Here is a 21,669-nt window from a genome sequence, read left to right as displayed (position 1 = left end):
CCATTGAATTATATAGGGTGTGGTAGGTTGTCGTTAAGGTGTTGCTTTTTAGCGACACTTAGCCTGGAAATCATTCAGCGGGCAATTAACGGCATAATTGCATAAAATAGATAAATATCAATAAGATAATTTATTGTTTTGCATTATGGCACGAGTGTTGCATAATATTAATCAGTGGCTCATTCACCTTCTTATGTCAGCCCCTTCGGGACGTGCTACATAAACTTCGAATGACGCACAAAAAGGTGCCTGCCGTCCAACTACTGATCATAGCGTTGCTTTATCAGGCCAGGGCGAAACGTCGAGTTAGGCACCGCCTCATTCCATGACAAAGCCGGGTTTTTACCCGGCTTTGTTGTATCTGAAGGGCAGACTCAGTTACGCTCTCCTTAAACCCCGATAAAGAGAGTAATGCGTTGAAACGCTGGCCCGTTTTTCCTCGTTCCCTGCGACAGCTTGTCATGATGGCCTTTCTGCTAATCCTGCTGCCTTTGCTGATCCTGGCATGGCAGGCGTGGCAGAGTCTCAACGCGCTGAGTGCGCAGGCGGCACTGACTAACCGCACGACGCTGATCGACGCCCGACGCAGTGAAGCGATGACTAACGCCGCGCTGGAGATGGAACGCAGCTATCGCCAGTACTGCGTGCTTGACGATCCTACTCTGGAAAAGGTCTATCAAAATCAACGTAAACGCTACAGTGAAATGCTGGACGCCCATGCAGGGGTGCTGCCGGACGATAAGCTTTATCAGGCGTTACGTCAGGATTTGAACGATCTGGCGCAACTGCAGTGTAAGAACAGCGGCCCGGATGCCGCAGCGGCTGCCCGTCTTGAAGCCTTTGCGAATGCCAATACCGAGATGGTGCAGTCTACCCGCACGGTTATCTTCTCGCGCGGGCAACAGCTGCAGCAGGAGATTGCGGAACGTGGCCAGTTCTTTGGCTGGCAGGCGCTGGTGCTGTTCCTCGTCAGCCTCGGTCTGGTTCTGCTCTTTACCCGCATGATCATCGGCCCGGTGAAGGGTATCCAGCGCATGATTAACCGCCTGGGCGAGGGGAAGTCTCTCGGGGATACGGTCGCCTTTAAAGGTCCTCGCGAGTTGCGCTCCGTTGGCCAGCGCATTATCTGGCTTTCTGAACGTCTGGCATGGCTGGAATCCCAGCGCCATCAGTTCTTGCGTCATATTTCCCATGAGCTTAAAACGCCGCTTGCCAGCATGCGCGAAGGAACGGAACTGCTGGCGGATGAAGTGGCGGGGCCGCTTACGCCCGAACAGAAAGAGATTGTCGACATCCTGGATGCCAGCAGCCGCAATCTGCAAAAGCTGATTGAGCAATTGCTGGACTACAACCGCAAGCTGGCGGATGGCGCGGTGGTGCTGGAAAACGTCGATATTGCGCCGCTGGTGGATATGGTGATCTCCGCCCATAGCTTGCCAGCAAGAGCTAAAATGATGCATACCGGGGTGGAGCTCAGTGAGCCAACCTGCCTCGCGGAACCGATGCTGTTGATGAGCGTTCTGGATAATCTTTACTCCAATGCGGTGCACTATGGTACTGAATCCGGTAACATTTATATCCGAAGTTATACGAATGGTTCACGGGTGTTTATTGACGTCGCTAACACCGGCACTCCAATCCCTGATGACGAAAAAACCATGATCTTTGAACCCTTTTTCCAGGGAAGTCATCAGCGGAAAGGGGCGGTAAAAGGAAGTGGGCTGGGCCTGAGTATTGCCCGGGACTGCATACGACGCATGCAGGGTGAGCTGAAAATTGCCACGGACGAACGGTCAGATGTTTGCTTCCGTATTGAACTGCCCCTGAGCCGGAAAAATCAATGAAATGAATCTATGCCTGGTGAGTATGTCACACGTCTTTTCCCGCGCCGTGCGCGCGGTGTTTTCCAGCAATATGTTTCGCCTGAGCCTGCCCTGTTTATTTCTGGCGGGCTGTGTTTCCCATGTGCCGCAAAGTGCGATTAGCGATAAACAACAAGATAAATGGCCAGATAATCAGCTGGCAGATTTCCTGTCGACCCGCTGTGACGACATCTGGAATCTGTCGGGGCATGACGTCGAGAGCAATCCGCTGTTCTGGCTACGTGGAATAGATTGCGCCCAGCGTCTGGCGCCGGTTGAGGCGCGCTCGCAAGCGGCGATGCTCAGTGACGATACCTGGCAGGACGCGTTCAAGCGTGGGATTTTACTCGCGGATGCGAAAATCACCCCCGTCGAGCGTCGCACCAACGTCACGCGGCTGGACACGTTTGTCGGAAATCTTCCGGCGCAGGTGCGCCCGGTGTATCAGCTCTGGCGTGATGGTCAGGCGTTGCAACTGCAGTTGTCTGAAGAGCGTTTTCGCTACAGCAAATTACAGCAATCCACCGACAGCGAGCTTGATACGCTGCGCCAGCAGGAGCAGCACTTGCGTGCTCAACTGGATACCACGACGCGCAAGCTTGAAAACCTGACCGACATCGAAAGACAGCTCTCGACACGTAAACCAGCCGGAAATTATCTGCCTGATGCGCCAAAAGGGTCAGCCGCGACGCCAGACGGTGATGCGCAGAAACAAGAGGATGTGAAGCCATGACAAGCCGAAAACCTGCCCATCTCTTACTGGTGGATGACGATCCGGGGCTGTTAAAGCTGCTGGGGATGCGTCTGGTCAGTGAAGGCTACAGCGTGGTGACGGCGGAAAGCGGGCAGGAGGGGCTGAAAGTCCTGAGCCGCGAGAAGGTTGATCTGGTGATTAGCGACCTGCGAATGGATGAAATGGATGGCCTGCAGCTGTTCGCGGAGATCCAGAAGCAGCAGCCTGGCATGCCGGTGATCATCCTGACGGCGCACGGATCGATTCCGGATGCCGTTGCCGCGACGCAGCAGGGGGTATTCAGCTTTCTCACCAAGCCGGTAGATAAAGATGCCCTCTATAAGGCTATCGACAGCGCGCTTGAGCACGCGGCTCCGTCGAATGATGAAGCGTGGCGGGAGTCTATCGTCACCCGCAGCCCGATTATGCTGCGTCTGCTCGAACAGGCCCGGATGGTGGCGCAGTCAGACGTTAGCGTGCTGATTAATGGCCAGAGCGGTACCGGGAAAGAGATCCTTGCCCAGGCTATCCATAACGCCAGCCCGCGCAGCAAAAACGCTTTTATCGCGATTAACTGTGGTGCGCTTCCTGAACAACTGCTTGAGTCTGAACTGTTTGGTCATGCCCGCGGGGCGTTCACCGGGGCGGTGAGCAGCCGGGAAGGGCTTTTCCAGGCGGCAGAAGGCGGCACACTTTTCCTGGACGAGATTGGCGATATGCCGGCACCGCTGCAGGTCAAATTGCTGCGTGTTTTGCAGGAGCGAAAAGTGCGCCCCCTCGGCAGTAACCGCGATATCGATATTAACGTGCGTATCATTTCGGCCACGCACCGCGATTTACCAAAAGTCATGGCGCGCAACGAGTTTCGTGAAGATCTCTACTACCGTCTGAACGTGGTGAACCTGAAAATTCCAGCACTGGCCGAGCGGGCGGAAGATATTCCGCTGCTGGCAAACCATCTTTTGCGCCAGGCGGCCGATCGGCATAAGCCTTTTGTCCGGGCGTTTTCCACCGATGCGATGAAACGGCTGATGGCTGCAAGCTGGCCGGGCAACGTGCGCCAGTTGGTGAACGTTATTGAACAGTGCGTGGCGCTGACCTCGTCACCCGTCATTAGCGACGCGCTGGTGGAGCAGGCGCTGGAAGGGGAAAACACCGCGCTGCCGACGTTTGCAGAAGCGCGTAATCAGTTCGAACTGAACTATCTGCGCAAGCTCCTGCAGATAACCAAAGGCAACGTAACCCATGCGGCGCGTATGGCCGGGCGCAACCGTACCGAGTTCTACAAGCTGCTCTCCCGCCATGAGCTGGAAGCAAACGATTTTAAAGAGTAGTACCGCAAAATCTGAATGAGTATGATACTGTGAGCAACCGATTACGAAGCAGCTTACAGGCAAGAGTTTAAGGACCCACCATGAAAAAGATTGATGCGATTATTAAACCTTTCAAACTGGATGATGTGCGTGAAGCGCTGGCGGAAGTGGGCATCACCGGGATGACAGTGACGGAAGTGAAAGGTTTTGGTCGCCAGAAGGGCCACACCGAACTTTACCGTGGCGCAGAGTACATGGTGGACTTTCTGCCAAAAGTGAAAATTGAAATCGTGGTGAGCGACGATATCGTGGATACCTGTGTGGATACCATTATCCGTACGGCGCAGACCGGCAAAATTGGCGACGGTAAAATCTTCGTCTTTGATGTGGCACGCGTGATCCGTATCCGTACCGGTGAAGAAGACGACGCCGCGATTTAATCGTCAGTACCTGATTCCTGATTCAGCCGGGTGGCGCTATGCTTACCCGGCCTGCAAAAACTCACCGGCCGGGAAAGTGTAGCGCCATCGGGCGATTACAGTACTTTATGCGGCCCAAAACATTCGTAATGAATGTTGTCTTTATTCACGCCCAACTCCACCAGCTGCTTCGCGGCATACTGCATAAACGCGACCGGTCCGCAGACATAAAACTGCATCTCCGGCGCGCTGAATGCCCCTTCGTGCTGACTCAAATTCATCAGACCTTCGCTGTCAAAGCGTGCGGCTGCACGGTCGGCATCCGTCGGCAGACGATACCAGGTATGGGCGGTAAAGCGTGGCAGACCGGAAGCCAGCGCATTCACTTCATCGGCAAACGCGTGCACTTCACCGTTCTCGGCGGCGTGGAACCAGTTTACCTGCGCGCTGTGGTTTGATTTAGCGAGGGTATCGAGCATCGCCAGCATTGGCGTCTGACCCACCCCGGCTGAGATCAGGGTGACCGGCGTATTCGCCTCAACCGCCATAAAGAAGTCGCCCGCAGGCGCGGCCAGATGAACCACATCACCCACGTTAGCCTCGTTATGCAGCCAGTTTGATACCTGGCCACCATCTTCGCGTTTTACGGCAATGCGATAACGTTTACCGTCTGGTTTGCGGGTCAGGGAGTACTGCCGAATCTCCTGGTGCGGGAAACCTTCAGGCTTCAGCCACACGCCCAGATACTGCCCCGGCTGATAATCAGCGACCGGCTTGCCATCCACTGGCTCGAACTCAAAACTGGTGATGAGCTGGCTGCGCGGCGTTTTCTCGACGATGCGGAAAGCGCGGGTACCTTCCCAGCCGCCAGCCTTACTGGCGTTTTCGCTGTAGATCTGTGCTTCACGGTTAATGAACACGTTTGCCAGCACGCCGTAGGCTTTTCCCCACGCGTCCAGCACCTCCTGACCCGGGCTAAACATCTCATCCAGTGTGGCCAGCAGATGGCCGCCGACGATATTGTACTGCTCGGGTTTGATCTGGAAGCTGGTGTGCTTCTGCGCAATTTTTTCCACGGCAGGCAGCAACGCCGCCAGGTTTTCGATATTACTGGCGTAGGCTGCGATGGCGTTGAACAGGGCTTCGCGCTGGTCGCCGTTACGCTGGTTGCTCATGTTGAAAATCTCTTTCAACTCCGGGTTATGCGTAAACATACGATCGTAGAAATGGGCGGTGAGTTTCGGGCCGGTTTCGACCAGCAGGGGAATAGTGGCTTTAACTGTGGCGATGGTTTGAGCGTCGAGCATAGCAGCGTCCTTCAGTGGTGTTTTTAATGATGTATTTTAAATGCATCTTATAAAAAATACCCCTGCGTTGTAAATGGTTCTTTGCAACGTGAAAAATATGCATCACAAACCTGAAAAGAAATCCGTTGAAAATGATGAGGGCTTTATTCCTCAAACCCTTGCGTGGCGGGTAGGAAAACGTTTGCGTAAAATCGTTTGTCAAGACCTGTTATCACAGAACTAATCAGTTATACTGTTGCCCGTCGTCCAACAGGACTGCCTTTTCAGGCCAAAATTTTATTGTTAGCTGAGTCAGGAGATGCGGATGTTAAAGCGTGAAATGAACATTGCCGATTATGATGCCGAACTGTGGCAGGCTATGGAGCAGGAAAAAGTACGTCAGGAAGAGCACATCGAACTGATCGCCTCCGAAAACTACACCAGCCCGCGCGTAATGCAGGCGCAGGGTTCTCAGCTGACCAACAAATACGCTGAAGGTTACCCGGGCAAACGCTACTACGGCGGTTGCGAGTACGTTGATATCGTTGAGCAACTGGCCATCGATCGCGCTAAAGAACTGTTTGGCGCCGACTACGCTAACGTACAGCCGCACTCTGGCTCTCAGGCTAACTTCGCGGTCTACACCGCGCTGCTGCAACCGGGCGATACCGTTCTGGGTATGAACCTGGCGCAAGGCGGCCACCTGACTCACGGCTCTCCGGTTAACTTCTCTGGCAAACTGTACAACATCATTCCTTACGGCATTGATGAGTCCGGTAAAATTGACTACGAAGATATGGCGAAGCAGGCGCAGACCCACAAACCGAAGATGATTATCGGCGGTTTCTCTGCTTACTCCGGTATCGTTGACTGGGCAAAAATGCGTGAAATCGCAGACAGCATCGGTGCTTACCTGTTCGTTGACATGGCGCACGTTGCCGGCCTGATTGCTGCAGGCGTTTATCCGAACCCGGTTCCGCATGCTCACGTTGTGACCACCACCACGCACAAAACCCTGGCGGGCCCACGCGGTGGCTTGATCCTGGCGAAAGGTGGCGACGAAGAGCTGTACAAAAAGCTGAACTCTGCCGTATTCCCAAGCGCGCAGGGCGGCCCACTGATGCACGTTATCGCGGCGAAAGCGGTGGCGCTGAAAGAAGCGATGGAGCCAGAGTTTAAAGTTTACCAGCAGCAGGTTGCTAAAAACGCCAAAGCGATGGTGGAAGTCTTCCTGAACCGCGGTTACAAAGTGGTTTCCGGTGGTACTGAGAACCACCTGTTCCTGCTGGACCTGGTTGATAAAAACCTGACCGGTAAAGAAGCTGACGCTGCCCTTGGCCGTGCCAACATCACCGTGAACAAAAACAGCGTGCCAAACGATCCGAAGAGCCCGTTCGTGACCTCCGGTATCCGTATCGGTTCTCCGGCTGTTACTCGCCGCGGCTTTAAAGAAGCGGAAGTGAAAGAGCTGGCAGGCTGGATGTGTGACGTTCTGGACAATATCAATGACGAAGCGGTTATCGAGCGCGTTAAAGGTAAAGTTCTGGAAATCTGCGCACGCTTCCCGGTATACGCATAATCTTTCTGTTTTGCAGAAATAAAAAAGGCCGCGATTGCGGCCTTTTTTTATGGGTTAACGCCGGTCAAGGGAGAGGGCTCCCGGTCCCACTATCGCCAGTAAAATAAACGCTCCGGCAATACTGATATTCTTGTAGAAGTTAATCATATTCGGCATGACGGCATCACCGGTCATATCCCAGTAGTGGTGGCCGATAATCGCGGTACCCAGCGTGTAAAATACAAAGAGTACGGCAACAGGGCGGGTGAAAAAGCCCAGCACGATCAGGATGGCGGCAGGCACCTCCATTACCACCGCAATAATGGCCGCCAGCATGGGCATGGGTGTACCCAGCGACGTCATATATTGTACGGTCCCGCTAAACCCCGTCAGTTTTGGATAGCCGAAGATAATAAACAGTACGACAAGCGCGATACGACCTATTAACAGCAACAGGTGACGTGCCTGGCCGAAATCTAAATAGCGAAGTGAGTTCATGGCAGAAATACCTCTGCAAGTGGAGTAATTTAAACGTAATACACATTTTCATTCCCTGCCATAAGTCAGATGACTGCACAGTATGTTAAATTTTCGTTAATTTATAGCAGGCTATCGACTTGCTTAATTTTTGTATTCTCGCCAGACTATGGCCTCCATTTCGGGAGGGATTCATGGTCTTGCATTCCACGCGCTGGCTGGCGCTCAGTTATTTCACCTATTTCTTTAGCTACGGTATTTTTCTGCCTTTCTGGAGCGTCTGGCTCAAGGGGATCGGCCTGACGCCCGAGACCATAGGTATCCTGCTTGGCGCTGGTCTGGTGGCACGTTTCCTGGGAAGCCTGCTGATCGCACCGCGCGTCAGCGATCCCTCCTTGCTGATTAAGGCGGTACGCATTCTGGCGCTGTTGACGCTGGTCTTTGTCGCCTGTTTCTGGGTGAGCCACCAGTTTGCATGGTTGATGGTGGTGATGGTCGGCTTCAACCTCTTTTTCTCGCCGCTGGTTCCGCTGACGGATGCTCTGGCAAACACCTGGCAAAAACAGATAACGATGGATTATGGCCGCGTGCGGCTGTGGGGCTCAATTGCCTTTGTCATCGGCTCTGCATTGGTGGGTAAACTGGTTAGCATTTACGATTACCGTGCGATCCTTGCGCTGCTGAGTATCGGCATTGCCTCCATGCTGCTGGGGATGCTGTTGCGTCCATCGGTAATGCCGCAAGGTAAGAGCCGTCATCAGGAAAGCGCCGGCTGGCCGGCCTGGCGAAGCCTGGTGGCACAAAGCTGGCGTTTCCTGGCCTGCGTCTGTCTGCTGCAGGGCGCGCACGCGGCGTACTATGGTTTCAGCGCCATCTACTGGCAGGGGGCAGGATACTCCGCATCTGCAGTGGGTTACCTGTGGTCGCTTGGTGTGGTCGCTGAAGTGATTATCTTCGCGCTGAGCAAAAAGCTGTTCCGGCGCTTCGGCGCGCGCGATCTGCTCCTGCTTTCTGCTGTCTGTGGTGTCGTACGGTGGGGCATTATGGGCTGGACGACGGAGCTGCCGTGGCTGATCGTGGCGCAAATTCTGCACTGCGGTACCTTCACGGTATGTCATCTGGCGGCCATGCGCTATATCGCCGCGCGTGAAGGCGGGGATGTCATTCGATTGCAGTCGGTTTATTCGGCGGTGGCGATGGGCGGCAGCATTGCGGTGATGACGGTCTTTGCGGGCTTCCTTTACCAGCATCTGGGACACGGGGTCTTCTGGGTCATGGCGCTTGTCGCCCTACCGGCGATGTTCGTTCGCCCTAAAGTCGCCGCGCGCGCGTAGCTACGATTCCAGCATGGCGCGAATATGTTCTTGCTGCTGCGTGTTCAGCGTCTCAACGGCGTGGATCAGCGGTGGTGAGAACAGGGGCAGGGCGGTCGGATAAGGGGTGATGACCAGCGCCGCTTCGCGCGGTGCCCCCTCTTTCTGATAGGCCTGCAGCGTCTGATATCGAATGTTGAGCGGCAGCAACGTCAATTCGCGCAGTTGCTGCTCAATCACGTCCTCACAGGATTTATCCTCTCCCGTCAATAACACCACCTGCTTCTCATGCAGATCGGTCTCCTGCATCAGCCAGGCGCCGAAAATGACCGCCACCAGGCTCATCTCTTCATCAGAAAAACGCAGCCCGAATTCCGCTTCCAGCTCAAACAACGCCTCTTTGGTAGTGCGTAACAGGCGGGGATAGAGACGATGGATCTCTTCCGGCAGGCTATTGTCGATGCCTATCTCAAACAGCGAACGGTCCAGCGCCTGGGCCAGATGAATATAAAGCTGGTCGGTCAGCCCCTGTTCATCGCTAAAGTTCATTCCGGTTTGCGCCCGAAAACGGGCGACCATGCGCACAATTGCCCGGCGCAGACGCTGATCCTGCTGATGCTTATCAAGCACAGGGTCAGGGGTGCGCAGCATCATAAACAGCAGTGCAAGAAACAGTTGTTCATCGCTGTGGGTCCCTTGTGGCACGCGGCGTTTCCAGTGACGAACAATCTCCTGAGCGGTGAAATATTCCCCTCTTGATTGCGTCCAGTTACGCTGCACCGATGAAAACTGCGGGGTATTCCCCAGATGATGCTGCATCAGGCAATACTGCAGATAGAGCTGCAAAAACTGTATGTCCCGGCAATCAAACGGCCGCTGAAGCTTGCGCGAGCAGAAGCTGATCAACGCCCGCAGGTTGGTATCGTCATAGAGAGGACGGGCAATGCCCTGCTGTTTAAGCGCGGTTTTCAGCGCGGGGGTAAACTGATGCGAAACGAATTGCGGACACAGCCGCATAGCCCTGCGCAGCCAGTGCAGCAGGCATAAACGTTGATTCAGGGCTGAGCCTTCAATCCTGTAGCTGCCGTCATGGTACGTGACGATGTCGAGCCGGTGATAGCGCTGGATTTCATCGCGCGTCTCGGCTATATCTTGCCGTGCCATAGCGTCGTCCACGCCATTGGCAGCGATAATGCTCTGTGCGGTAACGGCAGCATCGGGCAGGTAAAGCATTAAAAGCACCTGGCAGCGGCGCTGCGAACTGGAAAGCACAGATGGAATTTCAAGCGTCGTCATCATCTGTCGGGTATCCAGTGGGAATGTTTGATAAGAATAGCTAAAGGATGGGCGCTGAAAAGCGCGCCGGCAGGCCTTTCACTCAGGATTGCTGGCGAACATCACAGAATTTATGACGTGAGGAATTGATGCAAACAGTTAAACAAAGCGCAATGGCGTTATTTTTGACGGTGATCCCCTTTGCTGTCGTCGCGCATCCTCACAGTTTTATCAGCCTGAAAACCGAGCTGGTAACGGACGGAACGCAGCTCAGTGGCCTGAAAATGCGCTGGACGATGGATGAAATCACCTCGGCTGACCTGCTGTACGATGCCGGGAATGCAAAACCCGGGGATGAAATCTGGAAAAAGCTGGCGGCGGAAGTGATGGCCAACGTGCTTGGTCAGCATTATTTCACCGAGTTCTGGCACAACGGACAAAAGGTGAAATTTATGAATCGGCCGACGGAATATGGCATGACCCGCGACGGACATCAGGCGGTACTGACGTTTGTCCTGCCGCTGGCGCATCCGCAACCGCTGGCTGGGCAGACCTATACGTTTTCCACCTTTGATCCCACTTACTATGTCGATATGCATTACGCAGAGGAGAGTGATGTGACGCTACCGGCAGCCCTGCAAAAAACCTGCACGATGGCAATGCACACGCCAAAACCGAGCGAAGAGACGCTCAATTTTGCGGTCTCTCTCGATAAAGAAGATGCACCACCCGAAGACATGGAGCTGGGTAAACAGTTCGCACAGCAGGTGACGTTGCAATGTCAGTGATCGCGTCTCCGGCACGAAAATCACGCCGCTGGCTTCATCTCTGGCCGCTGGCGCTCTTTTTGCTGCTGGCCGTGTGCGGCGCGTTGTGGCTATGGCACGCCTGGCCGCAGGTGATGATGAAAAGCATTGTCTGGCAGCGCGAGGTCAACCAGCAGATGAGTGGCTTACTGAAGGCGGTGGCGGAAAACCCGACGAAGGCAGGCGGTTCTCTTCTGGCCTTCAGTTTTCTCTACGGTGTCCTGCATGCGCTGGGGCCGGGACACGGCAAAATCGTGATCGCGACCTGGCTTGCGACCCATCCGTCCAGGCTCAAATCAAGCATTGGGTTGACCCTCGCATCTTCGCTGCTTCAGGGCGGCGTGGCGATTGCGCTGGTGGTGGTCGTCCTGTCGTTATTACGCCTTCCTGCTCGTCAGCTTCATATCAGCAGTTTCTGGCTGGAGAAGGGCAGTTACGCGCTGGTCGGTGTGCTGGGGCTGCTCCTGTGCTGGCGGGCATTGAAAAAACTGCGGGCTTTGCTGCACAAACCCCAGTTCAGGGCTTTTACGCCGCACCATGAACACACTGCGAACTGCGGCTGTGGGCATCAGCATCTGCCGACGCAGGCGCAGTTGCAGAACGGTGATGACTGGCGAGCGCGGCTGATGGTTGTGCTCTCAATGGGCATGCGTCCGTGTTCAGGGGCAATCATGGTGCTGCTGTTCAGTAAGGTGATGGGTGTATTTGGCTGGGGAATGCTCTCGGCATTGGCCATGGCGGCCGGGACGTCACTCACGATTTCGTCACTGGCACTGCTGGTGCACAGTTTCCGTCAACTGGCGGTCAAACTCAGCGGCAATAAAACGCCGGTGCTGTGGCGGCAGGTCGGATGGACAACGCTCGCGCTGGCGGGCGGGATGATTCTGCTGGTGGCTGCGGTAACGATGTGGATGAGCGCGGTGCCGGTGGGAAGGGGATTAAGGCCGTTTTAGTCAGGTACAGCATGGTGCCCTTTCCCGGCGGGAGAGGGCACCGCAGGCTGGATTAACGCTTCAGCGCGTCGCTCAGCTCATCACGCATGTTTGCCAGCATGGCTTTAACAACACGTGGGTTACCTGCAACGATGTTGCCGGTCGTCAGATGGTTGTGGCCGCCGGTGAAATCGCAAACAATGGCGCCTGATTCACGCGCGATCAGCTCGCCCGCTGCAAAATCCCACGGCTTCAGTGACAGCTCAAAGTAACCGTCAACGCGACCGGTAGCCACATAGGCCAGGTCCAGCGCGGCAGAACCGGTGCGACGGAAGTCCGCGCATTCGGTGAACAGTTTGCCCAGGATATTCATGTAAGTGGTTGCGTGCTGCTTCGCCTTGAACGGGAAGCCGGTCGCCAGAATGGTACCGTCGAGGTCGCGTGCATTGCTGCAGCGCAGACGGTAGCCGTTCAGCTGCGCGCCCTGACCGCGGGTCGCGGTGAACAGTTCGTTACGCATTGGATCGTAAACCACGGCGACTTCAGTACGGCCTTTAATGCGTACTGCGATAGACACGGAGAAGTGTGGCAGACGTTTGACGAAGTTGGTGGTGCCATCCAGTGGATCGATAACCCATTGAACATCCTGATCGGTACCTTCAAGTTCACCGCTTTCTTCGGTGATGATGGTGTGCTGCGGGTAAGATTTGCGGATGGTATCGATAATAATCGCTTCAGCGGCTTTATCGACGTTGGTTACGAAATCATTGCTGCCTTTCTGGCTGGTTTCAACAGAATCTGGCGTTTCGTAGTGTTTGGCAATTACATTACCCGCCTTGCGCGCTGCGCGCACGGCGATGGTCAGCATCGGATGCATCGGTCTCTCTCACTGGATGTTAAAGAACGGGAAAATCGGCGCAGAGTATAGCAGCGAGATCGGAATATGTCTCTCGTTTATGATAATATGGCCGAATATTCTTCAGACACAGAATCCAGACATTAAAACTATGCTGCAAAACATTCGAATCGTGCTGGTCGAAACATCGCACACTGGCAATATGGGCTCCGTAGCCCGCGCTATGAAAACCATGGGCTTAACGAACCTGTGGCTGGTTAATCCACTGGTGAAACCCGACTCACAGGCTATCGCTCTGGCTGCGGGCGCCAGCGATGTCATTGGTAACGCGCAGATCGTGGATACCCTGGACGAAGCCCTGGCAGGGTGCAGTCTGGTGGTCGGAACCAGCGCCCGCTCCCGTACACTGCCGTGGCCGATGCTGGATCCGCGTGAATGCGGTCTGAAAAGCGTCTCTGAAGCCGAACAGGCTCCTGTAGCGCTGGTGTTTGGCCGTGAACGCGTGGGCCTGACCAACGATGAACTGCAGAAGTGCCATTACCACGTGGCCATTGCCGCTAACCCGGAATACAGCTCCCTGAACCTGGCAATGGCCGTTCAGGTGATTGCCTATGAAGTGCGTATGGCGTGGCTGGCGACGCAGGAAAAAGCAACGGCAGAGCCGCAGGAAGAGGCCGTCTACCCGCTGGTGGACGATCTGGAGCGCTTCTATGGTCACCTGGAGCAGACCCTGCTCTCTACCGGTTTCATCCGTGAAGGTCACCCGGGGCAGGTAATGAACAAGCTGCGCCGCCTGTTTACCCGTGCGCGTCCGGAAAGCCAGGAACTGAACATTCTGCGCGGGATTCTGGCGTCGATTGAGCAAAAGAATAAAGAGTAGAGCCCATCCTGGTGATACGGCACGGAAGGTTAAATACCTGACTAAAACAGTCAAGTAAATAGTTGACCATTTTAGTCAGGAATGTCAGACTTGGCCCTGCTATGCAATACCCCCATTTTACTATAAAAAACCCCGGGCAGGGGCGAGTTTGAGGTTAAGTAAGACATGAGACTGACATCTAAAGGGCGTTATGCCGTGACCGCGATGCTGGACGTTGCGCTCAACTCCGAAGCGGGCCCGGTTCCGTTGGCTGATATTTCTGAACGACAAGGGATCTCCCTCTCCTATCTGGAGCAGCTGTTCTCCCGACTGCGTAAAAATGGACTGGTTTCCAGCGTTCGTGGCCCAGGCGGCGGTTATCTGCTGGGTAAAGACGCGGGCAGTATTGCAGTTGGCGAAGTGATCAGTGCCGTTGACGAATCCGTTGATGCGACCCGTTGCCAGGGTAAAGGCGGCTGCCAGGGCGGCGATAAGTGCCTGACCCACGCGCTGTGGCGCGACCTGAGCGATCGTCTGACCGGCTTCCTGAACAACATCACCTTAGGTGAGCTGGTAAATAACCAGGAAGTTCTGGATGTCTCTGGCCGTCAGCACAGCCAGGACTCCCAACGCAGCACCCGCGGGCAGGACGCGATCGACGTCAAATTACGCGCGTAATAAAAAGATAAGTATTTCAGAATCAGGCCGGAGCGTTCGCTCGCTCCGTGTACTCGGTCGTACATCCAGCCGGTTGCCTGATTCCTTGCATTGAAGCGATGTACGGAGTTTATAGAGCAATGAAATTACCGATTTATCTCGACTACTCCGCAACCACGCCGGTGGACCCGCGTGTTGCCGAGAAAATGATGCAGTGTCTGACCCTGGACGGAAACTTTGGTAACCCAGCTTCCCGTTCACACCGTTTTGGCTGGCATGCTGAAGAGGCGGTAGATATCGCCCGTAATCAGATTGCTGACCTGGTAGGTGCCGACCCGCGTGAGATTGTATTCACCTCCGGTGCGACCGAATCCGATAACCTGGCGATCAAAGGTGCGGCCAACTTTTATCAGAAAAAAGGCAAGCACATCATCACCAGCAAAACCGAACACAAAGCCGTGCTGGACACCTGCCGTCAGCTCGAGCGTGAAGGTTTCGACGTGACTTACCTGGCACCACAGAGCAACGGTATCATCGACCTGAAAGAGCTCGAAGCGGCCATGCGTGATGACACCATTCTGGTTTCCATCATGCACGTAAACAACGAAATCGGCGTTGTGCAAGATATCGCGACCATCGGCGAAATGTGCCGTGCGCGCGGTATCATCTACCACGTAGACGCCACCCAGAGCGTGGGCAAACTGCCTATCGATCTGAGCCAGCTGAAAGTGGACCTGATGTCCTTCTCCGGCCACAAAATCTATGGCCCGAAAGGTATTGGTGCACTGTACGTTCGTCGTAAACCGCGTATCCGCATCGAAGCACAGATGCACGGTGGCGGTCACGAGCGCGGTATGCGTTCCGGTACGCTGCCTGTTCACCAGATCGTGGGTATGGGCGAAGCTTACCGTATTGCGAAAGAAGAGATGGAAACCGAGATGGCGCGCCTGCGCACGCTGCGTAACCGTCTGTGGGATGGCGTGAAAGATATGGAAGAAGTGTATCTGAACGGCGATCTCGAACAGGGCGCACCAAACATTCTCAACGTCAGCTTCAACTATGTTGAAGGTGAATCGCTGATTATGGCGCTGAAAGACCTGGCGGTTTCTTCCGGTTCTGCCTGTACGTCTGCAAGCCTGGAGCCATCCTACGTGCTGCGCGCACTGGGCATGACTGACGAGCTGGCACACAGCTCTATCCGTTTCTCTTTAGGTCGTTTCACTACCGAAGAAGAGATTGACTACACCATCAAGCTGGTTCGCAACTCCATCGGTCGTCTGCGTGACCTTTCTCCACTGTGGGAAATGTTCAAGCAGGGCGTGGATCTGAACAGCATTGAATGGTCACATCACTAATCGGTACATAAGGAGAATTCAACATGGCATACAGCGAAAAAGTTATTGATCATTACGAGAACCCGCGCAACGTCGGCTCTTTTGACAACAGCGACGAAAGCGTAGGTAGCGGTATGGTCGGTGCGCCAGCGTGTGGCGACGTGATGAAGCTGCAGATTAAAGTCAACAATGAAGGTATCATTGAAGACGCGCGCTTCAAGACCTACGGCTGCGGTTCTGCTATCGCCTCCAGCTCCCTGGTCACCGAATGGGTGAAGGGCAAGTCTCTGGACGAAGCACAGGCAATCAAGAACACGGATATTGCTGAAGAACTCGAACTGCCACCCGTGAAAATTCACTGTTCTATCCTGGCAGAAGACGCGATCAAAGCCGCCATTGCGGATTACAAAAGCAAACGTGAAGCAAAATAATTGAGGTTTGAGTATGTCGATTACCCTTAGCGACAGCGCTGCCGCGCGAGTAAGCTCTTTTCTGGCGAACCGTGGTAAAGGCTTTGGCCTGCGACTGGGCGTACGTACCTCCGGCTGTTCTGGTATGGCTTACGTACTGGAGTTTGTTGACGAACCGGCGTCTGATGACACCGTGTTTGAAGACAAGGGCGTGAAGGTGGTGGTCGATGGCAAAAGCCTGCAATTCCTCAATGGCACTCAGCTGGACTTTGTAAAAGAAGGCCTGAACGAAGGGTTCAAATTCACGAACCCGAACGTCAAAGACGAGTGTGGTTGCGGCGAAAGCTTCCACGTTTAACCGCGCGTCATCCGAAACCCCACCGCAGGACTCCTGTGCGTGGGGTTTGTTCTAACAGGCTACCCCTGAGATTGTTATGGATTACTTCACTCTCTTCGGACTACCCGCTCAATACCCGATTGATCTGCAGGCGCTGACGATCCGCTTCCAGGATCTGCAGCGTCAGTATCATCCGGATAAATTCGCCAGTGGTACTCAGTCAGAGCAATTGGCTGCGGTATCGCAATCTGCGACCATCAATCAGGCCTGGCAGACGCTGCGCCATCCACTGTCTCGCGCTGAGTATCTGCTCTCGCTTCATGGCTTTGATCTGGCGAGTGAACAGCACACCGTGCGTGATACGGCGTTTTTGATGGAACAGCTGGAACTGCGTGAAGAGCTGGATGAGATTGAACAGGCCAAAGATGAAGCGCGTCTGGAAAGCTTCATCAAGCGCGTAAAAGGCATGTTCGATACCCGCCATCAACTGATGGTGGAGCAACTGAACAACGAGACCTGGGATGTGGCGGCAGACACTGTGCGCAAACTCCGTTTTCTCGATAAACTGCGAAGCAGTGCTGAACAACTCGAAGAAAAGCTGCTCGATTTTTAATTTCGGAAGCAATTATGGCCTTATTACAAATTAGTGAGCCTGGCTTAAGTGCCGCACCGCACCAGCGTCGTCTGGCGGTAGGTATTGATCTGGGCACCACCAATTCTCTCGTGGCGACCGTGCGAAGCGGCCAGGCGGAAACGCTGGCTGACGAGCAGGGCCGTCATCTGCTGCCTTCCGTGGTCCACTACCAACAGCAGGGCCACGCGGTTGGCTACGACGCACGCGCGAACGCCGCGCGCGATCCGGCGAACACCATCAGTTCCGTAAAACGCATGATGGGCCGCTCCCTCGCCGATATTCAGACCCGTTATCCGCATCTACCGTATCAGCTGCAGGCCAGTGAAAACGGCCTGCCAATGATTGCCACGGCAGCGGGGCTGCTGAACCCTATCCGCGTTTCTGCTGATATCCTCAAAGCGCTGGCGGCGCGTGCTACGGCAACGCTCGGCGGCGATCTCGATGGCGTGGTCATTACCGTTCCGGCCTACTTTGATGATGCACAGCGTCAGGGCACCAAAGACGCGGCGCGTCTGGCGGGACTGCACGTTCTGCGACTGTTGAACGAACCGACGGCGGCCGCCATTGCCTACGGCCTGGACTCCGGTCAGGAAGGGGTGATTGCGGTTTACGATCTGGGTGGCGGGACCTTTGATATTTCTATCCTGCGCTTAAGCCGTGGGGTGTTTGAAGTGCTGGCTACCGGCGGTGATTCTGCGCTGGGTGGCGATGACTTCGACCATCTGCTGGCCGATTTCATTCGTGAACAGGCGGGTATTCCCGATCGCAGCGATGCACGCGTGCAGCGTGAACTGCTGGACGTGGCCATCGACGCGAAAATCGCGCTGAGCGATGCGCAGTCTGTCACCGTCAACGTGGCGGGCTGGCAGGGGGAAATCACCCGGGAACAGTTTAACGACCTGATCGCGCCTTTGGTGAAACGCACTCTGCTGGCCTGCCGTCGCGCACTGAAAGATGCGGGCGTTGAGGCTGACGAGGTGCTGGAAGTGGTCATGGTTGGCGGCTCCACGCGCGTACCGCTGGTGCGTGAACGGGTGGGTGAATTCTTTGGCCGCACGCCGCTGACGTCCATCGACCCGGATAAAGTGGTTGCCGTGGGCGCGGCTATCCAGGCGGATATTCTGGTCGGCAACAAGCCGGACAGCGAGATGTTGCTGCTGGATGTTATTCCGCTCTCCTTGGGTTTAGAAACCATGGGGGGACTGGTGGAGAAAGTCATTCCGCGTAACACCACCATTCCGGTGGCGCGTGCACAGGAATTCACCACCTTCAAAGACGGCCAGACCGCGATGTCCATCCATGTGATGCAGGGCGAGCGCGAGCTGGTGCAGGACTGTCGTTCACTGGCGCGCTTTGCGCTGCGCGGTATTCCTGCGCTGCCTGCGGGCGGTGCGCATATTCGCGTTACCTTCCAGGTGGATGCGGACGGCCTGCTGAGCGTCACGGCGATGGAGAAATCCACCGGCGTTGAGTCGTCTATCCAGGTGAAGCCGTCCTACGGCCTGACCGATGGTGAGATCGCCTCCATGATTCAGGATTCAATGAGCTACGCCGAACAGGATGTGAAGGCGCGTATGCTGGCAGAACAGAAAGTTGAAGCCGCACGCGTGCTGGAAAGTCTGAACGGTGCGCTCGCTGCCGATGCCGCGCTGTTAAGCGCCGCTGAGCGTCAGGTGATTGACGAGGCTGCCGCGCGCTTAAGTGCAGTGGCCGAAGGCAATGATGCTGATGCAATAGAAGAAGCCATTAAAAACGTTGATAAACAAACCCAGGACTTTGCTGCTCGCCGCATGGACAAATCTGTCCGCGTCGCGCTGAAAGGCCAGTCCGTGGACGAGGTTTAATATGCCAAAGATTGTTATTTTGCCTCATGCGGACCTCTGTCCGGATGGTGCTGTTCTGGAAGCGAAGACCGGTGAGACCATTCTCGATGTTGCCCTGCGTAACGGTATCGAAGTGGAACACGCCTGTGAAAAATCCTGTGCTTGCACAACCTGCCACTGCATCGTGCGTGAAGGTTTTGACTCTCTGGCCGAGAGCACCGAAGATGAAGACGACATGCTGGATAAAGCATGGGGTCTGGAGCCAGACAGCCGTTTGAGCTGCCAGGCTCTGGTGACCGATGAAGATCTGGTCGTGGAATTCCCACGCTACACCATCAACCACGCACGCGAGCACTGATATGGGACTGAAGTGGACTGACAGCCGTGAAATCGGCGAAGCGCTCTACGACGCTAACCCGGATCTCGATCCTAAAACCGTACGCTTCACCGATATGCATCAGTGGATCTGCGATTTAGACGATTTTGACGACGATCCAAACGCATCCAATGAAAAAATTCTGGAGGCGATTCTGTTAGTCTGGTTAGATGAAGCAGAATAAATCACCTTACGGGCTGCCTTCAGGCGGCCCGTTTGCTAATAAGGATAAATAAAATGACCGAAGCGATGAAGATTACGATCTCGAATCAGCCTGCTGACGCGCGCTGGGGCGAGAAAGCCACCTACAGTATCAACAACGACGGTATTACCCTGCACCTGACTGGCAACGATGATTTGGGTCTGATCCAGCGCGCGGCGCGCAAAATTGATGGTCTGGGCATTAAACATGTCACCCTGGACGGCGAAGGCTGGGATATCGACCGCAGCTGGGCATTCTGGGCGGGTTACAAAGGACCGAAAGGCAGCCGTAAAATCGAGTGGGCGACGCTCGACGAAGCGGGTCAGAAAGAGCTGGAAAGCCGTCTGACCATTATCGACTGGGTGCGCGATACCATTAACGCCCCGGCAGAAGAGCTGGGTCCTGAACAACTTGCGCAGCGCGCCGTTGACCTGCTGTGCGGCGTGGCCGGCGACAAAATGTCTTACCGCATCACCAAAGGTGAAGACCTGCGCGAGCAGAACTATATGGGGATCCACACCGTGGGTCGCGGTTCCGAGCGTCCTCCGGTATTGCTGGCGCTGGATTACAACCCAACCGGTGATAAAGCAGCACCGGTATTTGCCTGCCTGGTCGGGAAAGGCATCACGTTCGATACCGGCGGTTACAGTCTGAAGCAGAGCGCGTTCATGGACTCCATGAAGTCCGATATGGGCGGTGCGGCAACCATCACTGGCGCGCTGGCGTTTGCCATTACGCGCGGTCTGAACAAGCGCGTGAAGCTTTACCTGTGCTGTGCGGACAACATGGTGAGCGGTAATGCCTTTAAGCTCGGCGACATCATTCGCTACCGTAACGGTAAAAACGTGGAAGTGATGAACACCGATGCGGAAGGTCGTCTGGTGCTGGCCGATGGTCTCATCGACGCGTCTGCGCAGAAGCCAGAGCTGATTATCGACATGGCGACCCTGACCGGTGCGGCGAAAACCGCGCTGGGCAACGACTACCATGCGCTGTTCAGCTTTGACGACAAACTGGCAGCTCGCCTGCTGGCAAGCGCGGCCGCGGAGAACGAACCGTTCTGGCGTCTGCCGCTGGCCGAATTCCACCGCAGCCAGCTGCCGTCTAACTTCGCCGAACTGAACAACACCGCGAGCGCAGCCTATCCGGCGGGTGCGAGCACGGCGGCCGGCTTCCTGTCTCACTTCGTTGAGAACTATCACGAAGGCTGGCTGCACATCGACTGCTCCGCAACCTACCGTAAAGCGGCCGTTGAGCAGTGGTCTGCAGGGGCAACGGGACTGGGCGTGCGTACTATCGCGAACCTGCTGACTGCCGAGTAATTGTTTTTGTCCGGCGGCGCTGTGCTTGTCCGGGCCTACGGTTTTGTAGGCCTGTTAGCCTTGCGCCAGCCGACATTATGTTGAAGTAGCCAAACTATGTCTGAAACGAAAAACGAATTAGAAACTCTGCTGGAACAGGCGGCGACCGAACCTGCCCACCGTCCGGCATTTTTCCGCACGTTGCTGGAGTCCACCGTCTGGGTTCCGGGTACCGCAGCGGAAGGCGAACAGGTTGTTGAAGACAGCGCGCTGGACCTGCTCCACTGGGAGAAAGACGACGGCACGTCGGTGATCCCGTTCTTCACCTCGCTGGAAGCGCTGCAGCAGGCCGTTGAAGACGAGCAGGCGTTCGTGGTGATGCCGGTGCGCACTCTGTTCGAAATGACGCTGGGCCAGACCTTGTTCCTCAACGCCAAACTGCCAACCGGGAAAGAGTTCACCCCGCGTGAAATCAACCATCTGATTGGCGAGGAGGGCAACCCGCTCAGTACGCAGGAAGTGCTGGAAGGGGGCGAAACGCTGCTGTTGTCTGAAGTAGCCGAACCCCCTGCGCAGATGATTGATTCGCTGACCACGCTGTTCAAGACCCTCAAACCCGTGAGGCGCGCGTTCCTCTGCTCTGTTAAAGAGAGCACGGATGAACAGCCGGTACTGCTGATTGGCATTGAAGCAGACGGCGATATCGAGGAGATTATTCAGGCTGCGGGCAGTGTTGCCACCGATACGCTGCCGGGTGATGAGCCGATCGATATCTGTCAGGTGAAGAAGGATGAGAAGGGCATCAGCCACTTTATTACCGAGCACATCACGCCGTTTTACGAGCGTCGCTGGGGCGGATTCCTGCGCGATCTCAAAACCACCCGCATTATCTGATTACGCGGGGTG

General features: G+C 55.3%; 23 protein-coding genes. 19 read left to right on the top strand and 4 right to left on the bottom strand.

Annotation, left to right across the window (positions count from 1 at the left end):
* The first annotated feature begins 416 nt into the window (after positions 1 to 416).
* From qseE to glnB, 4 genes are all read left to right on the top strand, one after another.
* On the top strand, positions 417 to 1,844 hold the full coding sequence (qseE, locus tag ACMGG3_RS12645; protein ID WP_025203453.1) for a two component system sensor histidine kinase QseE/GlrK: 1,428 nt from the start codon (positions 417 to 419) through the stop codon (positions 1,842 to 1,844).
* Between the two features lies 1 nt (position 1,845).
* Positions 1,846 to 2,595 carry a two-component system QseEF-associated lipoprotein QseG gene (qseG, locus tag ACMGG3_RS12640; RefSeq protein WP_014171197.1) on the top strand — a complete coding sequence of 250 codons (750 nt, stop codon included), beginning with the start codon at positions 1,846 to 1,848 and terminating at the stop codon, positions 2,593 to 2,595.
* Positions 2,592 to 3,929 (top strand): two-component system response regulator GlrR, encoded by a 1,338-nt coding sequence (gene glrR / locus ACMGG3_RS12635; protein WP_014171196.1) that lies wholly within the window; start codon positions 2,592 to 2,594, stop codon positions 3,927 to 3,929. The genes qseG and glrR overlap by 4 nt, the downstream gene beginning before the upstream one ends.
* An 80-nt stretch (positions 3,930 to 4,009) precedes the next feature.
* Positions 4,010 to 4,348 carry a nitrogen regulatory protein P-II gene (gene glnB, locus ACMGG3_RS12630; protein WP_003860685.1) on the top strand — a complete coding sequence of 113 codons (339 nt, stop codon included), beginning with the start codon at positions 4,010 to 4,012 and terminating at the stop codon, positions 4,346 to 4,348.
* A 95-nt stretch (positions 4,349 to 4,443) separates the two neighbouring features.
* Here glnB and hmpA read toward each other — a convergent pair whose 3' ends face one another.
* Positions 4,444 to 5,634, bottom strand: coding sequence for an NO-inducible flavohemoprotein (gene hmpA, locus ACMGG3_RS12625; protein ID WP_025203455.1), 1,191 nt, complete (start codon positions 5,632 to 5,634; stop codon positions 4,444 to 4,446).
* Positions 5,635 to 5,938: 304 nt separating this feature from the next.
* Here hmpA and glyA point away from each other — a divergent pair, with 304 nt between their 5' ends.
* Entirely contained in the window at positions 5,939 to 7,192 is a 1,254-nt protein-coding gene (glyA, locus tag ACMGG3_RS12620; RefSeq protein ID WP_020883014.1) for a serine hydroxymethyltransferase, read from the top strand.
* 54 nt (positions 7,193 to 7,246) lie between these two features.
* On the opposite strand, the gene ACMGG3_RS12615 is transcribed toward glyA, so the two are convergent.
* Complete coding sequence (locus ACMGG3_RS12615; protein ID WP_014171191.1) at positions 7,247 to 7,669, bottom strand: DoxX family protein; 423 nt, start codon at positions 7,667 to 7,669, stop codon at positions 7,247 to 7,249.
* A gap of 173 nt (positions 7,670 to 7,842) precedes the next feature.
* Here ACMGG3_RS12615 and ACMGG3_RS12610 point away from each other — a divergent pair, with 173 nt between their 5' ends.
* A complete protein-coding gene (locus ACMGG3_RS12610) occupies positions 7,843 to 8,982 on the top strand; it encodes a 3-phenylpropionate MFS transporter (protein WP_150343690.1) in 1,140 nt (379 codons plus the stop codon).
* Here the strand turns inward: ACMGG3_RS12610 and csiE are convergent, their stop codons facing one another.
* A complete protein-coding gene (csiE, locus tag ACMGG3_RS12605; RefSeq protein WP_063156711.1) occupies positions 8,983 to 10,260 on the bottom strand; it encodes a stationary phase inducible protein CsiE in 1,278 nt (425 codons plus the stop codon).
* A gap of 125 nt (positions 10,261 to 10,385) precedes the next feature.
* Between csiE and ACMGG3_RS12600 the strand changes: the two genes are divergently transcribed.
* Positions 10,386 to 11,024, top strand: a complete 639-nt coding sequence (locus ACMGG3_RS12600) for a DUF1007 family protein (protein ID WP_020883017.1) — start codon at positions 10,386 to 10,388, stop codon at positions 11,022 to 11,024.
* Positions 11,015 to 11,995 (top strand): nickel/cobalt transporter, encoded by a 981-nt coding sequence (locus ACMGG3_RS12595; RefSeq protein WP_025203459.1) that lies wholly within the window; start codon positions 11,015 to 11,017, stop codon positions 11,993 to 11,995. Before ACMGG3_RS12600 ends, ACMGG3_RS12595 begins: the two co-directional genes overlap by 10 nt.
* A 52-nt stretch (positions 11,996 to 12,047) precedes the next feature.
* Here the strand turns inward: ACMGG3_RS12595 and suhB are convergent, their stop codons facing one another.
* On the bottom strand, positions 12,048 to 12,851 hold the full coding sequence (gene suhB, locus ACMGG3_RS12590; protein WP_020883019.1) for an inositol-1-monophosphatase: 804 nt from the start codon (positions 12,849 to 12,851) through the stop codon (positions 12,048 to 12,050).
* Positions 12,852 to 12,981: 130 nt separating this feature from the next.
* Between suhB and trmJ the strand changes: the two genes are divergently transcribed.
* The 11 genes from trmJ to sseB all read left to right on the top strand — a co-directional run bounded on the left by trmJ (position 12,982) and on the right by sseB (position 21,657).
* A complete protein-coding gene (gene trmJ, locus ACMGG3_RS12585; RefSeq protein ID WP_032669904.1) occupies positions 12,982 to 13,710 on the top strand; it encodes a tRNA (cytosine(32)/uridine(32)-2'-O)-methyltransferase TrmJ in 729 nt (242 codons plus the stop codon).
* A 165-nt stretch (positions 13,711 to 13,875) separates the two neighbouring features.
* A complete protein-coding gene (gene iscR / locus ACMGG3_RS12580) occupies positions 13,876 to 14,367 on the top strand; it encodes a Fe-S cluster assembly transcriptional regulator IscR (RefSeq protein WP_020883021.1) in 492 nt (163 codons plus the stop codon).
* A gap of 119 nt (positions 14,368 to 14,486) precedes the next feature.
* Positions 14,487 to 15,701, top strand: a complete 1,215-nt coding sequence (iscS, locus tag ACMGG3_RS12575) for a cysteine desulfurase (protein ID WP_020883022.1) — start codon at positions 14,487 to 14,489, stop codon at positions 15,699 to 15,701.
* A 23-nt stretch (positions 15,702 to 15,724) separates the two neighbouring features.
* Positions 15,725 to 16,111 (top strand): Fe-S cluster assembly scaffold IscU, encoded by a 387-nt coding sequence (gene iscU / locus ACMGG3_RS12570; protein ID WP_003860661.1) that lies wholly within the window; start codon positions 15,725 to 15,727, stop codon positions 16,109 to 16,111.
* A gap of 13 nt (positions 16,112 to 16,124) precedes the next feature.
* The gene (gene iscA / locus ACMGG3_RS12565; RefSeq protein ID WP_003860659.1) at positions 16,125 to 16,448 is read left to right on the top strand and encodes an iron-sulfur cluster assembly protein IscA; all 324 of its coding nucleotides are present in this window, start codon (positions 16,125 to 16,127) and stop codon (positions 16,446 to 16,448) included.
* A gap of 76 nt (positions 16,449 to 16,524) precedes the next feature.
* Positions 16,525 to 17,040: a co-chaperone HscB gene (gene hscB / locus ACMGG3_RS12560; RefSeq protein ID WP_014171181.1), complete on the top strand. Its 516-nt coding sequence runs from the start codon at positions 16,525 to 16,527 to the stop codon at positions 17,038 to 17,040.
* 14 nt (positions 17,041 to 17,054) lie between these two features.
* Complete coding sequence (gene hscA / locus ACMGG3_RS12555) at positions 17,055 to 18,905, top strand: Fe-S protein assembly chaperone HscA (protein WP_020883023.1); 1,851 nt, start codon at positions 17,055 to 17,057, stop codon at positions 18,903 to 18,905.
* 1 nt (position 18,906) lies between these two features.
* A complete protein-coding gene (fdx, locus tag ACMGG3_RS12550; protein WP_014171179.1) occupies positions 18,907 to 19,242 on the top strand; it encodes an ISC system 2Fe-2S type ferredoxin in 336 nt (111 codons plus the stop codon).
* Position 19,243: 1 nt separating this feature from the next.
* A complete protein-coding gene (gene iscX / locus ACMGG3_RS12545; protein ID WP_014171178.1) occupies positions 19,244 to 19,444 on the top strand; it encodes a Fe-S cluster assembly protein IscX in 201 nt (66 codons plus the stop codon).
* Between the two features lie 53 nt (positions 19,445 to 19,497).
* Entirely contained in the window at positions 19,498 to 20,784 is a 1,287-nt protein-coding gene (gene pepB, locus ACMGG3_RS12540; protein WP_020883024.1) for an aminopeptidase PepB, read from the top strand.
* A 96-nt stretch (positions 20,785 to 20,880) separates the two neighbouring features.
* Positions 20,881 to 21,657: an enhanced serine sensitivity protein SseB gene (gene sseB / locus ACMGG3_RS12535; RefSeq protein ID WP_020883025.1), complete on the top strand. Its 777-nt coding sequence runs from the start codon at positions 20,881 to 20,883 to the stop codon at positions 21,655 to 21,657.
* The last annotated feature ends 12 nt before the right edge of the window (positions 21,658 to 21,669 follow it).

The sequence above is a fragment of the Enterobacter sp. BNK-18 genome (assembly GCF_047456135.1).
Classification (GTDB): Bacteria; Pseudomonadota; Gammaproteobacteria; order Enterobacterales; family Enterobacteriaceae; genus Enterobacter; species Enterobacter ludwigii.
Note: the sequence above shows the minus strand (reverse complement) of the source record. Positions and strands in the feature narration are given on the sequence as shown.

Excerpts from the sequence above, each read along its gene's own strand:
- qseG (WP_014171197.1), top strand. The coding sequence starts at position 1,846 with ATGAATCTATGCCTGGTGAGTATGTCACACGTCTTTTCCCGCGCCGTG.
- glrR (WP_014171196.1), top strand. The coding sequence starts at position 2,592 with ATGACAAGCCGAAAACCTGCCCATCTCTTACTGGTGGATGACGATCCG.
- glnB (WP_003860685.1), top strand. The coding sequence starts at position 4,010 with ATGAAAAAGATTGATGCGATTATTAAACCTTTCAAACTGGATGATGTG.
- hmpA (WP_025203455.1), bottom strand. The coding sequence starts at position 5,634 with ATGCTCGACGCTCAAACCATCGCCACAGTTAAAGCCACTATTCCCCTG.
- glyA (WP_020883014.1), top strand. The coding sequence starts at position 5,939 with ATGTTAAAGCGTGAAATGAACATTGCCGATTATGATGCCGAACTGTGG.
- ACMGG3_RS12615 (WP_014171191.1), bottom strand. The coding sequence starts at position 7,669 with ATGAACTCACTTCGCTATTTAGATTTCGGCCAGGCACGTCACCTGTTG.
- ACMGG3_RS12610 (WP_150343690.1), top strand. The coding sequence starts at position 7,843 with ATGGTCTTGCATTCCACGCGCTGGCTGGCGCTCAGTTATTTCACCTAT.
- csiE (WP_063156711.1), bottom strand. The coding sequence starts at position 10,260 with ATGATGACGACGCTTGAAATTCCATCTGTGCTTTCCAGTTCGCAGCGC.
- ACMGG3_RS12600 (WP_020883017.1), top strand. The coding sequence starts at position 10,386 with ATGCAAACAGTTAAACAAAGCGCAATGGCGTTATTTTTGACGGTGATC.
- ACMGG3_RS12595 (WP_025203459.1), top strand. The coding sequence starts at position 11,015 with ATGTCAGTGATCGCGTCTCCGGCACGAAAATCACGCCGCTGGCTTCAT.
- suhB (WP_020883019.1), bottom strand. The coding sequence starts at position 12,851 with ATGCATCCGATGCTGACCATCGCCGTGCGCGCAGCGCGCAAGGCGGGT.
- trmJ (WP_032669904.1), top strand. The coding sequence starts at position 12,982 with ATGCTGCAAAACATTCGAATCGTGCTGGTCGAAACATCGCACACTGGC.
- iscR (WP_020883021.1), top strand. The coding sequence starts at position 13,876 with ATGAGACTGACATCTAAAGGGCGTTATGCCGTGACCGCGATGCTGGAC.
- iscS (WP_020883022.1), top strand. The coding sequence starts at position 14,487 with ATGAAATTACCGATTTATCTCGACTACTCCGCAACCACGCCGGTGGAC.
- iscU (WP_003860661.1), top strand. The coding sequence starts at position 15,725 with ATGGCATACAGCGAAAAAGTTATTGATCATTACGAGAACCCGCGCAAC.
- iscA (WP_003860659.1), top strand. The coding sequence starts at position 16,125 with ATGTCGATTACCCTTAGCGACAGCGCTGCCGCGCGAGTAAGCTCTTTT.
- hscB (WP_014171181.1), top strand. The coding sequence starts at position 16,525 with ATGGATTACTTCACTCTCTTCGGACTACCCGCTCAATACCCGATTGAT.
- hscA (WP_020883023.1), top strand. The coding sequence starts at position 17,055 with ATGGCCTTATTACAAATTAGTGAGCCTGGCTTAAGTGCCGCACCGCAC.
- fdx (WP_014171179.1), top strand. The coding sequence starts at position 18,907 with ATGCCAAAGATTGTTATTTTGCCTCATGCGGACCTCTGTCCGGATGGT.
- iscX (WP_014171178.1), top strand. The coding sequence starts at position 19,244 with ATGGGACTGAAGTGGACTGACAGCCGTGAAATCGGCGAAGCGCTCTAC.
- pepB (WP_020883024.1), top strand. The coding sequence starts at position 19,498 with ATGACCGAAGCGATGAAGATTACGATCTCGAATCAGCCTGCTGACGCG.
- sseB (WP_020883025.1), top strand. The coding sequence starts at position 20,881 with ATGTCTGAAACGAAAAACGAATTAGAAACTCTGCTGGAACAGGCGGCG.